We start from the raw sequence: 12,126 nt of genomic DNA, 5'->3' as shown, positions 1-12,126 counted from the left end.
TTGGGTTCCAGGTTCTGGGTCCAAGGTTCTGGGTTCAAGGTTCTGGGGTTGTAGAGTCCTAAATAGGATTGACCGTTTTACGGAGTTGGTTAATGATTAATTTAATTCAAAGTTACTAATTCTTTATTTAATTTTCGTTCAAAGGCTACAGGGGTATAATGACTTATGGAGCTATGGCTTTTTTCATAATTATACATGTAAACGGCTTTATTTAATTTTTTTGTGAGATCACCAAAACTTATGGGGCCATAGCCTTTTAAATAGCTGTTTTTAATTGTCCCGTTAATCCTTTCGGCATGTGGGTTCTCGTATACGTTTTTACACATACTATTTCTTAGGCGTCCGTTTGTGAGCTCTATGAACTTCCTGCTGTAATACTGTCCTCCACCATCGGAATGGATAATGGGCTTTGCCTCTTGGTTATCTGTTATGCGGGCTAAAGCCATTTTTAAAGCTGGTATGGTAGTGCCTTCCGTACTAAGGGTATTACTTGCGCTATAACCAATTATCCTTCGGGAGTACCGATCCATAATAAAGGTGAGATAGTAAAACTTACCGTTCATTTCATAATAGGTTATATCGCTCACCCAGACCTGGTTTACACCTGTCAACTCCCGACCCGTGACCAGATTGGGGAATCGAATGACTCCGCTGCTATCTGTTGTCCTTTTAAAGGATTTTTTTGGAGCTATCCTAAATCCATAATTACGATAAAAACCAAAGAACCTATCCCTGCCCATTGTCTGCGGATTTACCTTTCTATAAAGAGCCTTACAGCCCATCTCCGGATGGTCTTCCCTTATCTGGAGCAGAATCACCTTTATCTGTTCTTCCTCACCGGACCTCTTCAGTTCCCTATTGAGCCGCTGATGGATATTTTGCTTGGTGGTGCCAAGCCAACGATAGATCTGGTTCATTTTCCACCGGTGGTTTTCCCTATGGAGCCAGAACCAGGTAACGGTTTGGAACCAAGTTTTTTTTTAATGTCGATATCGTACATCTCTTCGGCAATATCGATCATCTTGCTCTTGAACTCAATCTCGAACTGCTTTTGCCCGAGCATTTGTTCCAGTTCACGGATCCTGGCCTTTAAATCCTGTATTTTACGGGTATCACTCATTAGCTCTACTACTTGTTTTACTCCTCGCTTGCGATTACGGGAATACTTATACAGCCATTTATATACTGCAGTGGTGGACACATCGTATTCCCTGCTGACTTCCAGAACGGTGGATATGTTCTTCTCTATTTCCCGAACCTTTTTACGCTTAAAGGCTTCACTAAAATAACGATTTATTCGCTGGGAAGGCTCATTGGAAAAATCTTTTATATTTGCCATAATACTGAGTTGTTTAAAACCCCTTAAAATGGTCAACTTATTTCAGTACCCTACAGGTTAATCGTCAACGTACAATTGCTAATTGATAATTGATAATTGTTAATTGTTAATTGCTAATTGTTAATTGATAATTCTTAATTTTACAGCTAAATTTTCACTTTTGAACACAAGAAAAATTGTAATAACTGGTGGACCTGGCACAGGAAAATCGACTTTAATAAACGAATTAATCAATCGTGGTTACACCTGTCTTGAAGAAATTTCGCGTCAGGTAACCTTAGACGCCCAAAAAGAAGGCATTGACCAATTGTTTTTAAACAACCCATTGCTGTTCAGCGATCTACTCTTAAAAGGCAGGCAACAACAATTTGAAGAAGCCAACACATTACAAACAGATATTATTTTCTTTGACAGAGGCCTTCCAGATGTACTGGCATATATGAATTATATTGGCGACACCTATCCCCAGTCGTTTATAGATGCCTGTAAAAATGCAGTATATGATACTGTTTTTGTTTTAAAGCCTTGGGAAACTATTTACACAAGCGATAATGAACGTTACGAAAGCTTTGAACAAGCTTTGGAAATTCACGATCATTTACTAAACACTTACCAACAATTCAATTACAGTTTAATAGATGTTCCTTTTGGCACCATAGCAGACCGAACAGATTACATCTTAAAAGTGTTAAAGCTATAAATGGAACAACCCATAAACATATTGGAACGCTATTGGAATTTTACCGAATTCCGTCCCGAACAAGAAGCTATTGTAAATGCCGTAATTGAAGGGGAAGATACATTTGTACTGTTACCAACCGGTGGCGGAAAATCATTATGTTTTCAAATTCCTGCTTTAGTAAAATCAGGTATCTGTGTGGTTATTTCGCCGTTAATAGCCTTAATGAAAGACCAAGTACAGCAACTTAATGATAAAGGCATAAAAGCCATGGCGCTTACAAGTGGCATTACTTACAGTCAGCTAGATACACTTTTAGATAATTGTATTTATGGCAATTATAAGTTTTTATATCTATCGCCCGAACGTTTACAACAAGAAATTGTGAAAGAACGCATCAGGCAAATGAACGTAAATTTAATTGCCGTAGATGAAGCGCATTGTATTTCGCAATGGGGCAGCGATTTTAGACCGGCATATAAAAACATCGCACTATTGCGCCAATTACAACCTTCGGTCAATGTGGTGGCTTTAACAGCATCGGCAACTCCCGAAGTAGTCAATGATATTATAAAAAAACTCGATTTTATTCAGCCCAAAATATTTAAACAATCGTTTTCCAGACCCAATTTGGGCTATATGGTGTATCATGAAAACGACAAGTATTATCGCATAGAGACCATTTTAAAAAAATATAAAGAATCCTCCATTATTTACGTTCGTAACAGAAAATTAACTTTAGATGTTAGTACATTTTTAAATTCAAAAAACATATCAGCTACCCATTACCATGGTGGTTTAACAAATGCTGAAAAAGACACGAACATGGCACTCTGGGTACAAAATAAAAAACAGGTTATGGTTGCCACCAACGCCTTTGGAATGGGAATAGACAAACCCGACGTTAAAACGGTAATCCACTTAAACTTACCCGAAAGCATTGAAAGTTATTTTCAGGAAGCAGGACGTGTGGGACGTAATGGCGACAAGGCTTTTGCTGTTATTTTGAAGAACAATAGCGACGAAGTTTTGGTTAAAAATCAGTTTTTAAATGTACTGCCAACGGTTGATTTTGTGAAACAAGTTTATAGGAAACTGTGTAGCTATTTTCAAATATCCTACGGTGAAGGTGAATACGAAACTTTTGATTTCGATTTTAATTCCTTTTGTAGAACCTATAATTTTAGTACCGTTTTGGCATATAATGCGTTACTTTTATTAGATCGAAATAGTGTTATCACCTTATCAAAACAATTTAAAAATAAGGTTTCGGTGCAATTTATCATATCAAGCGCTACACTTTTTAGTTATTTAGAAAATCATACTAATTTCAATTTAATAGTAAAATCAATGCTTCGCATGTATGGTGGTATTTTTGACCATGACAGCAAAATTGATTTATCTAAAATTGCTGAAAAAGCTTCAACAACAGAAAACGTGGTAACCCAGGTTCTTCAAAAGTTAGAAAGTGATGAAGTCATAAATTTACATTTAGCAAAGACCGATGCACAAGTTACTTTTATTGAACCGCGTGAAGATGACAAAACCATCAATCGGATCGCATCCATCATCGAACAACAAAATGAATTAAAACAGCAACAAGTTAAGTCTATGCTTGCTTATGTTGAAAATGATTCAGTATGTAAAAGCATACAATTACTTGCTTACTTTGGTGAGAAAGATGCTAAACCGTGTGGTATATGCTCGGTTTGTACAAGTACTAAAAAAACGGTAAAGCCACAAGACGCCAATTTCATTAAAAAACGTATTATAGAATTGTTGGAAACCGGCGACCATTCGTCAAGAAACATGATTGCTGCCTTAAATTGTACTGAAACCGAATTAAAAAACGTTTTAAAATTACTTTTAGAGCACGATATCATATCAATAACACCAACAAACACATATAAATTAAGCCATTTATGAGGGATTTAAGAATTGTATTTATGGGCACGCCAGATTTTGCAGTAGCCACATTAAAAACTTTAGTCAAGAATAATTATAACATTGTAGGTGTTATTACAGCACCCGATAAACCAGCGGGACGCGGGCAGAAACTAAACGAAAGTGCCGTAAAACAATACGCTGTATCTCAAAACCTAAACGTTTTGCAACCAACCAATTTAAAAAATGACGATTTTTTAAATGAGCTAAAGCAACTCCATGCCAACCTACAAATTGTAGTAGCATTTAGAATGTTACCAAAAGTTGTCTGGCAAATGCCTGAATATGGTACTTTTAATTTGCACGCTTCATTATTACCAAACTACCGGGGTGCCGCACCCATTAATTGGGCTATTATTAATGGTGAAACAAAAACAGGCGTTTCAACCTTTTTTATTGATGAAAAAATTGATACTGGCGATATGATTCTTCAAGACTCTATTGCTATAAACCCAGAAGAAAATGCAGGTAGTTTACACGATAAGTTAATGCATATTGGTAGCGAATTGGTTTTAAAAACCGTGGAATTAATACAGCAAAATTTGGTTAAAACCGTTCCACAAACAGAATCGTCTGATATTAAAACCGCGTATAAACTGGATAGGGATAATTGTAAAATTGATTGGAACGATTCATTGGAAAACATTTACAATTTAATTCGGGGGTTAAGTCCTTACCCTGCTGCGTGGTGTATCTTAATTAATGGAAATGATACATTAGACATAAAAATTTATGCAGCAGATAAAGAATCCACATCACATAACTATAGTATTGGAACCATTATTTCAACAAAAAAAGAATTAAAGGTTGCCGTATCAAAAGGTTACATCATTATTAAGGAAATTAAACTCCCTGGTAAACGTACTATGGACACAAAATCACTTTTAAATGGTTATGCTTTTGAAACCAATGCAAAAATGCGCTAACCCTTATTATCATTGATATAATCTAATTTCATCGATAAAACACGGGTTCTTTATTAACAAAAGCACTAATTTATCAACAATACTACGTATTTCCCTTGCTATTACTTGCGTGGTTGCATAATCCGTATAAATTTGTAATAGTATTTAACAAAATGTTTAACCAATTTATTAATAATTAAATATTACATTATGAACAAAACAGATTTAATCGATGCAATGGCAGAACATGCCGGAATTACTAAAGCTGCTGCAAAAAAAGCATTAGAATGCGCACTTATTGAAATTGAAGGTGCTTTACAAAAAGGCAACCGTGTTTCTTTAGTAGGATTTGGATCTTGGTCAGTTTCTAAAAGAGCTGCAAGAGAAGGTAGAAACCCACAAACTGGAGCTACTATCAAAATTAAAGCTAAAAAAGTTGTAAAGTTTAAAGCTGGAGCAGATTTATCAAACGCTGTAAACTAATTATTTACGTCTTTTATAAAAAAATGCCTCCAAAATTTGGAGGCATTTTTTATTTATTTCATTAAAACAGTTGCTTTTTTAATAAATAAATGTTAGATTTAGTTACTAATTCCTATGTAGTATGGTAACAATAACACCAAAAAAAGGTAATTTGTTAATCGCCGAACCTACCATTTTTGGCGATATTTCTTTTAGCCGGTCCATTATTTTATTAGCAGACCATTCTTCTGAAGGATCTATAGGTTTTATTTTAAACAAGCCCTTAGATTATACCATTAACGATTTGGTTCCTGAAGTGGAAGCCACTTTCAAGGTTTACAACGGCGGTCCCGTAGAACAAGATAATTTATATTTCATTCATAAAGTTCCCCACTTAATTCCTGACAGTATTGAAATTTCTTTAGATATTTATTGGGGAGGCGATTTTAATATGGTGGCAGAACTTATTGCGAAACAAATTATAAATGAAAACGATATTAAATTCTTTTTAGGGTATTCCGGATGGGATGCCAATCAACTGGAAAATGAATTAAAATCGAATTCGTGGGTAGTTACCGAGAATGTTTATAAAAACAGTATCATTGAAAAAAATTACGAAACGTTTTGGAAAGAAAAAATGTTAGAGTTTGGAGATGAGTACAGTATATGGAGTAACGCACCCGACAACCCAAACTATAATTAACTTAAACGTAATTTTATATTTAATTTCTGTAGAATTGTTTTTGATACTTCTGCATTAAATAACTTCTTACGGTACTTTGTTACGGGCTGAATACCTACAATAACATTCGTTATAAAAATTTCATCGGCTTTTTGAAGCTCAAAAGGAGATACCGATTCTTCAACCAATTCATATTCTGACAAGGTTTTTAAAACCTCAATGATCTGTTTACGCATCACGCCTTTTAAACAACCATCGCTAATAGGTGGCGTTTTAATAGTATTTCCCTTTACAACAAAAACATTACCATTTAATGCTTCAATAACATGTTTGTTGGTGTTTAAAATAAAACAATTATTCAGTTTATTTTCTTTCGCATAAATACTTCCAACGACGTTAAGGGCTTTATTGTTTGTTTTTAAGGTTGACAATAGACTAGGTGACACGTAGTGGTCTTTAAACAAATCTACTTCATAAAAACCATCTTGAAATGTATAAAAATCAGCCTCAATTTGCTTTACAGTGATTATAAAACTAATAGCGTTGGTATTTGGTAAATACAAACCACCTTCATTTCTATGAACCAACAATTTAACCCTTGCCGAAACGGTGTCTAAATTCGTTGCTTTTAGTGTGTTTATAATTTGTTCTTCAAGAAATTCCATGGTGAAATTCATAGGAATCTCCATACGCATAATTCGCATAGACGCCATGAGCCTAAAATAGTGATCTTCCCAAAAAAATAATTTTCCATGTGACGCTTTTATGGTTTCAAAAAGCACATCGCCGTAGGCATACCCCCTATTATTGATTGATAATAATTGCTCTTGTTCTAAAAAAGTTCCGTTAAAATTCGTCATAAAAAAAGTCCCGAAATAAATTCGGGACAAATATAATTTAAATATATTGTTTTGGAATTAAGCTGACCCTAATACTTGCTTTAAACTGGAAATTTGATTTTCCCAAAGCATTTTAGATTCTTCAACTTCGTCTTCTTCTGCAAAATCCGTAACTATTAGCGAGACATCTTTCGTAATCTCATCTACCTGAATTTTAATCTCAAAATAAGAGATTTGATCGTCTTCATCATTCAACCACTTAAATTTAATGCGTTCGCCTGTTTTTTTACTTATCAATTTTGCTTTTTCTTCGCTATCATCCCAAATAAAAGTAAACAACTCGCCTCTAGAATTCACATTATCTGAAAACCACTCCGATAAACCAGAGGGTGTCGATATATATTGATAAATTAATTGAGGTGAAGCCTGTATCGTAAATTCAATTTCAAATTTAATTTTTTCGTCCATAAGTACTGTAAAAATTTTAAGTTCCCAATATATACATTAATTAATAAGTACCGTAATAATTTTTAATAATAATTTACTCAAGTAATGTTTGCAGACAACAATATTGTTTTTATATTTGCAGCCTCAAATTAGGCGAGGTAGCTCAGTTGGTTAGAGCGTCGGATTCATAACCCGGAGGTCGGGGGATCGTGCCCCCCTCTCGCTACAAGTGATAACAAGGGCTTCAAGAGATTGAAGCTCTTTTTTTATTCCTAAAAATAGCTTGCTCTTTTCCTTTTCTTACTCATGCCGTAACGTGCGGAGAACCAATCCCCAAGAAATTCTTTAGATTAATCTAAGAAATTAATCTGGTAAGAAGTGCTACGTCCATCACCTTCAACTTTAAACATGTTTAATTCAACAAGCTTTTGTAAATCCCTTGTGGCAGTCGGTTTAGAGGTTTGGTTAATCCGCATGTACTTTTTAGCAGTCATGCCCCCCTCAAATCCTTTAGGTCCTTCATCTAACATGCGTTTGATAGCTTTTATTTGTCGGTCATTTAACTGTCCTTGGTAGCGGTCAAACAATTTTGCTTTTTTCAAAGTAAAATCAATCAGGGCTTCGGATTCATCCTGTGCCATTAAAATGACATCTATAAAATAAATGAGCCAATCCGTGATTTCATTACTACTTTGTCCTATTTTCAAAGCGTTATAATACGCCTTTTTGTTCGCTTCTATTGTTGTTGAAAGACTTAATAATAAAGGATAGCCAACAGTTTGCGACAATACCTTTTCTGCAATGGCACGACCAATGCGTCCATTGCCATCTTCAAAAGGATGAATCGTTTCAAAATAAAGGTGCGAGATTGCCGAACGTATCGGCGCATGCTTAATCTCATGCATTCCTTTAGGAGCTGTATTATTAAACCATTGAATGAAATTGTCCATTTCCAAAGGTATTTGCTTGGATGGAGGGGCTTCAAAATGAACCGTTGGTTTATCTACCCTACCGGATACCACCTGCATAGGTTCACTATGGGTACGCCAAGTCCCTACATTTATATTTGAATCAACGGGAAATATCATTTTATGCCAATCAAAAAGCTTTTCCTTGGTTAGAACTTCCGCGTAGCTGTTTTGCACATCGGTTATAAGAGCCGCCATGCCCTCAGCACTTTTATCTTTGACTGAAGCCTGGTTAACATGAAGCCCCAAATTATTACGGATAGAGGAAAGGACATCTATTCTACTTAAATACTCGCCTTCAATCTCTGATGTTTTAATAGCCTCGGCAACCATAATATGTATCATGGCTTGAATGCGGTCTTCCTTAGACATGGCCTTTAAAATGCCACTGATATGACCTGACTTTACAGCAAAAGCATAGAGTTTTTCTTCAAACTGACTTATGTCATAGCTGAATTTTGTCCAATCTTTTTGTTGCCAATTATATCTCATGAGCCGATTATATTCTATAATTGGCTCAAAAATACATAAAATAATGAGCCGATTAGCAAAATTAATCGGCTCATTTCAAAATTTAATTGGAAAACAGATTTATTCGTGACTCAAACACGCTACAAATCCCTAGCGACATCCTTGTCTTTGCTCTTATCTAGACTGTTTAAATTAATACATAGCAATCAATATTATCTAAATTCAAAGTAATAGACAAAACAACATTAATCAGTTGTATTTTGCATAAAATCTGGATACCCATTTTCTGTCCACTCTACAATACGGGCTCGGGTCGCACGATTTTTATCGGATAACTCATGTCCTTGTATTTCCTTATAGTCGCGTGCATGGTAAATCATTACGGTAGTTTTTCCATCTTCAGATGTGGTGAAGGAATTATGGCCAGGGCCATATCTTTTTAAGTCTTCATTTGTATAAAAAACAGGTCCTGGAGATTTATGCCAATTGGAAGCATCCAACAAATCCGCATCTGCATCAATCCATAACAACCCCATACAGTAATTATGATTGGTAGCACTGGCTGAATAGGTTACAAATATTTTCTCGTTTTTTTTAATCACTGCAGGTCCTTCATTGACATTATATTTCATTTTCTCCCAGCTAAATTCTGGTTCTGTCAAAATCACTTCTGGCCCCGTTAGAGTCGTTGGGTTCTTCATTTCAGATAGTACTAAGGCTGTACCATGACTTCCTCCCTTTACATTTTGTGCCCATATAAGGTATCTCTTTTCTTTATGCACAAATGTTGTCGCATCTAATGAAAAAGACTCTCTTTGGGTTTTTATTTGTCCTTCTTCTGTCCATTCACCCTGCATGGGGTCTTCAGATGGATTGGATAGTACCCACATTCTTATGTTCCATATGTTTTCAGCTTCTCCTGCAGCAAAATAAATATACCAAACCCCATCTATTTTGTGTAGTTCTGGTGCCCAAATGTGATGCCCCATAATACCTGTTTCGTGTTTATGCCAAACTTCTTTTTCTTTAGCTTCTTTCAAACCGTTTATACTACTGGCTTTTCGTATAACGATGCGGTCATATTCTGGAACTGTGGCTATTAAATAATATATACCATCGTCCGTTTTATGTACCCAAGGATCTGCACGCTGTTCTGCAATGGGGTTGTCAAATTCGAATGTTTGCGAATGGCTTTGGAATGGATGTACAATAACCATTATAAGTACAGTAAAGATTCTTAGTAATTTCATGTTTTTTTTGATATTAGGTTTTGGGTGTTGGTTCTTGGTTAGATTGTTAGAAAAATGTTTTTTTAATGACGACACCTTGACCTTTTCACAATTCATCAATTTAAAGTTGGATCTTTTTTTCTAACTCCCCTTTTATCTTTATAGTAATAGTGCCATCATTTGCGCTTGTCATTTTTTTGACTGGTAACAATTCATTTTTAGTCCATGTTTCTCCTGACCTTTTCCAAAGCATTAAACTTACATAAACAGGTGAATTTTTCCCGTTTAGAATTTCATTGCTAGTGATATTAATCACTGCGCTTTCCTCGCTTTCTGGATGCAATCCTTTTGTTTTTACAACGTCTGTTTTATCCCATCCTAATAAGGGTACCAAGGCTAATTGGTATGCACCATTATCAATAATTGTAACCTCGTATCCTTTTACATTTCTTTTGGTGACAACAATTTCCTTATTCAATTTAGGCAACGCATAATGTCCTAATCGCATCTCTATAGGATGATTGCTATTGTTTTTATCAACTCTTAAAATGCCATTCGCTAAAGGAATATCTGCCAAACTAAATTTGATACTTTCATCGGTTTCCAAAACGACATCTCTGTAATAGATACCGTTTTCAAACTTTTTAAAAGTGAACAATCTAAAGGCCTCCCATTTATTTTCTTTGTTTTTAACCACATAATTCATGGCCACTTCACCGTTTTCGCCATCGGCTTGCCAAGGAAACGCACTGTTATATGAGAGTCTATTATAATTTTCTGTAGCTCTGAACCCTTGCCAATCGTCTTTTACTTTTTCATGACACCAAGCACGTATTTCAGAAGCACCAATATTTGGGTAATCGGTAATTAATATTTCGGAAGCTCCTTGGTATTTACTATAAACTTTAACCTTTTGAAACTCGGTTTTCCAAGCACCATTGTTTTCTGTGGCTGTCCAGAAAGGGTTATCATCTGGAATAAGCAATCCTAAAAAAGCTTTACCCATCCAATATACGCTTCCCCTGCAACTATAATTTTGAACAGCTGGCTCAAAAGCACCATAAAAACCAAGTGTGGGCACATTATCTTTCATAAAATCGGGATGTGTGAAAAATTGTTTTATCACACCTGATGAAATTCTGCGCATCCACCCATAATTTATATTTGAATCGTTTTCCAATCCCATTAATGGAAATGGTATAATGGCTCCTATTCTATAACTAATGCTTCGTCCATACATGATCATTTCCCCATTTTCGCTAAACATATAGGGATAATTATCTTTTAAATCGTTGAAATTTTCCTTGAATTTGGAAGCGATCTCAGGATAGTATTTATTCCCAATATACTCAGACCATATCGCACCATACATTTGAAATGCCCACATGCTATAATAATCATAAGCTGGACTATCGTTATACCAGCCTTGACCGCGATAATGGGTTAAGGATTTTTCTAAATATTCTACCAGCAACTTTTCATTGACAGCATACCCTTGATCCTTAAAAAAACTTAATACAAAAATATTGAAGAACTTCCAGTTTGAATCTACCGTAGGGCCATCGCCATAGCTCAACATGGCTTTGGCTAATTCATCTTTTTGATGCTGTGGCAACGGTTCCCATAAGACTTCTGGATTAATTAGCAGTGACACCGCCAATGCCCCAAACTCTACCAAATTCTGACTTGGTCCGCCATTTTTAGACCTAGGAACAATATAGGACTCGCTTTTTGGGTCGATTAGTTTTCCTATTTGATATCTGTAATAATCGGCAACTTTTATTTTGTTTATTGTTAAATTAGGGTTTTCCTTTAAAAGCGGTGCTGCCACAAACAGCGTTCTACATAAACCTTCCAGTTTTTCGGTAGGAACACGCCTTTCATCATGCGGATAACTTTTTCCGGATTGTTTAGGGAATTTCATAGGGTCGTCCAAACTATTTACATACCCAAAAGCACCCTCAAGAAGATAAAGTGCCGCATCTTTCCAGTGTTGTTTTGTCATGCCTGTATAAGGGCTCAACCGATAATCTGGATTTACTATTTCAAAAGTCTTATTACTTGTATTATTTGTTTCAATAGAAACATCTTCACTTTGTGCAAATGACCATAGGCACATTAAAAATGTCACTGAAATTAAATTAAGTTTTCTTATCATTTT

12 protein-coding genes and 1 tRNA gene are annotated in these 12,126 nt (G+C 35.4%); 6 read left to right on the top strand and 7 right to left on the bottom strand.

All coding sequences use genetic code 11. The features are described from left to right. Positions 1-101: 101 nt before the first annotated feature. Positions 102-917: a transposase gene (locus ACGLWY_RS14935; RefSeq protein WP_396620470.1), complete on the bottom strand. Its 816-nt coding sequence runs from the start codon at positions 915-917 to the stop codon at positions 102-104. Continuing rightward, positions 914-1,339 carry a transposase gene (locus ACGLWY_RS14930; RefSeq protein WP_396620469.1) on the bottom strand — a complete coding sequence of 142 codons (426 nt, stop codon included), beginning with the start codon at positions 1,337-1,339 and terminating at the stop codon, positions 914-916. Before ACGLWY_RS14930 ends, ACGLWY_RS14935 begins: the two co-directional genes overlap by 4 nt. A 160-nt stretch (positions 1,340-1,499) precedes the next feature. Here ACGLWY_RS14930 and ACGLWY_RS14925 point away from each other — a divergent pair, with 160 nt between their 5' ends. The 5 genes from ACGLWY_RS14925 (at position 1,500) to ACGLWY_RS14905 (ending at position 6,032) form a co-directional block, all read left to right on the top strand. Beyond that, positions 1,500-2,039, top strand: a complete 540-nt coding sequence (locus tag ACGLWY_RS14925) for an AAA family ATPase (protein WP_396620468.1) — start codon at positions 1,500-1,502, stop codon at positions 2,037-2,039. Then, on the top strand, positions 2,040-3,944 hold the full coding sequence (locus ACGLWY_RS14920; protein WP_396620467.1) for an ATP-dependent DNA helicase RecQ: 1,905 nt from the start codon (positions 2,040-2,042) through the stop codon (positions 3,942-3,944). Continuing rightward, positions 3,941-4,888: a methionyl-tRNA formyltransferase gene (gene fmt, locus ACGLWY_RS14915; protein ID WP_396620466.1), complete on the top strand. Its 948-nt coding sequence runs from the start codon at positions 3,941-3,943 to the stop codon at positions 4,886-4,888. Before ACGLWY_RS14920 ends, fmt begins: the two co-directional genes overlap by 4 nt. 189 nt (positions 4,889-5,077) lie before the next feature. Then, positions 5,078-5,350 (top strand): HU family DNA-binding protein, encoded by a 273-nt coding sequence (locus tag ACGLWY_RS14910; RefSeq protein ID WP_117178369.1) that lies wholly within the window; start codon positions 5,078-5,080, stop codon positions 5,348-5,350. Between the two features lie 121 nt (positions 5,351-5,471). After that, the gene (locus ACGLWY_RS14905) at positions 5,472-6,032 is read left to right on the top strand and encodes a YqgE/AlgH family protein (protein ID WP_396620465.1); all 561 of its coding nucleotides are present in this window, start codon (positions 5,472-5,474) and stop codon (positions 6,030-6,032) included. On the opposite strand, the gene ACGLWY_RS14900 is transcribed toward ACGLWY_RS14905, so the two are convergent. Further along, positions 6,029-6,871, bottom strand: a complete 843-nt coding sequence (locus ACGLWY_RS14900) for an aminotransferase class IV (protein WP_396620464.1) — start codon at positions 6,869-6,871, stop codon at positions 6,029-6,031. The two genes, ACGLWY_RS14905 and ACGLWY_RS14900, sit on opposite strands and share 4 nt — an antisense overlap. A gap of 57 nt (positions 6,872-6,928) precedes the next feature. Beyond that, positions 6,929-7,318, bottom strand: a complete 390-nt coding sequence (locus tag ACGLWY_RS14895; protein ID WP_117178375.1) for an START-like domain-containing protein — start codon at positions 7,316-7,318, stop codon at positions 6,929-6,931. A 131-nt stretch (positions 7,319-7,449) separates the two neighbouring features. Here ACGLWY_RS14895 and ACGLWY_RS14890 point away from each other — a divergent pair. Next, positions 7,450-7,523, top strand: a tRNA-Met gene (locus ACGLWY_RS14890). Between the two features lie 124 nt (positions 7,524-7,647). On the opposite strand, the gene ACGLWY_RS14885 is transcribed toward ACGLWY_RS14890, so the two are convergent. From ACGLWY_RS14885 to ACGLWY_RS14875, 3 genes are all read right to left on the bottom strand, one after another. Then, a complete protein-coding gene (locus ACGLWY_RS14885; protein WP_396620463.1) occupies positions 7,648-8,757 on the bottom strand; it encodes a Fic family protein in 1,110 nt (369 codons plus the stop codon). A gap of 224 nt (positions 8,758-8,981) precedes the next feature. Then, positions 8,982-9,986: a family 43 glycosylhydrolase gene (locus ACGLWY_RS14880; protein WP_396620462.1), complete on the bottom strand. Its 1,005-nt coding sequence runs from the start codon at positions 9,984-9,986 to the stop codon at positions 8,982-8,984. A 100-nt stretch (positions 9,987-10,086) separates the two neighbouring features. After that, complete coding sequence (locus ACGLWY_RS14875; protein WP_396620461.1) at positions 10,087-12,123, bottom strand: DUF2264 domain-containing protein; 2,037 nt, start codon at positions 12,121-12,123, stop codon at positions 10,087-10,089. Positions 12,124-12,126: the final 3 nt, after the last annotated feature.

This window comes from Mariniflexile sp. HMF6888 (genome assembly GCF_044335535.1).
In the GTDB taxonomy this organism is placed as follows: domain Bacteria; phylum Bacteroidota; class Bacteroidia; order Flavobacteriales; family Flavobacteriaceae; genus Mariniflexile.
Note: the sequence above shows the minus strand (reverse complement) of the source record. Positions and strands in the feature narration are given on the sequence as shown.

Excerpts from the sequence above, each read along its gene's own strand:
- ACGLWY_RS14935 (WP_396620470.1), bottom strand. The coding sequence starts at position 917 with ATGAACCAGATCTATCGTTGGCTTGGCACCACCAAGCAAAATATCCAT.
- ACGLWY_RS14930 (WP_396620469.1), bottom strand. The coding sequence starts at position 1,339 with ATGGCAAATATAAAAGATTTTTCCAATGAGCCTTCCCAGCGAATAAAT.
- ACGLWY_RS14920 (WP_396620467.1), top strand. The coding sequence starts at position 2,040 with ATGGAACAACCCATAAACATATTGGAACGCTATTGGAATTTTACCGAA.
- fmt (WP_396620466.1), top strand. The coding sequence starts at position 3,941 with ATGAGGGATTTAAGAATTGTATTTATGGGCACGCCAGATTTTGCAGTA.
- ACGLWY_RS14910 (WP_117178369.1), top strand. The coding sequence starts at position 5,078 with ATGAACAAAACAGATTTAATCGATGCAATGGCAGAACATGCCGGAATT.
- ACGLWY_RS14905 (WP_396620465.1), top strand. The coding sequence starts at position 5,472 with ATGGTAACAATAACACCAAAAAAAGGTAATTTGTTAATCGCCGAACCT.
- ACGLWY_RS14900 (WP_396620464.1), bottom strand. The coding sequence starts at position 6,871 with ATGACGAATTTTAACGGAACTTTTTTAGAACAAGAGCAATTATTATCA.
- ACGLWY_RS14895 (WP_117178375.1), bottom strand. The coding sequence starts at position 7,318 with ATGGACGAAAAAATTAAATTTGAAATTGAATTTACGATACAGGCTTCA.
- ACGLWY_RS14885 (WP_396620463.1), bottom strand. The coding sequence starts at position 8,757 with ATGAGATATAATTGGCAACAAAAAGATTGGACAAAATTCAGCTATGAC.
- ACGLWY_RS14880 (WP_396620462.1), bottom strand. The coding sequence starts at position 9,986 with ATGAAATTACTAAGAATCTTTACTGTACTTATAATGGTTATTGTACAT.
- ACGLWY_RS14875 (WP_396620461.1), bottom strand. The coding sequence starts at position 12,123 with ATGATAAGAAAACTTAATTTAATTTCAGTGACATTTTTAATGTGCCTA.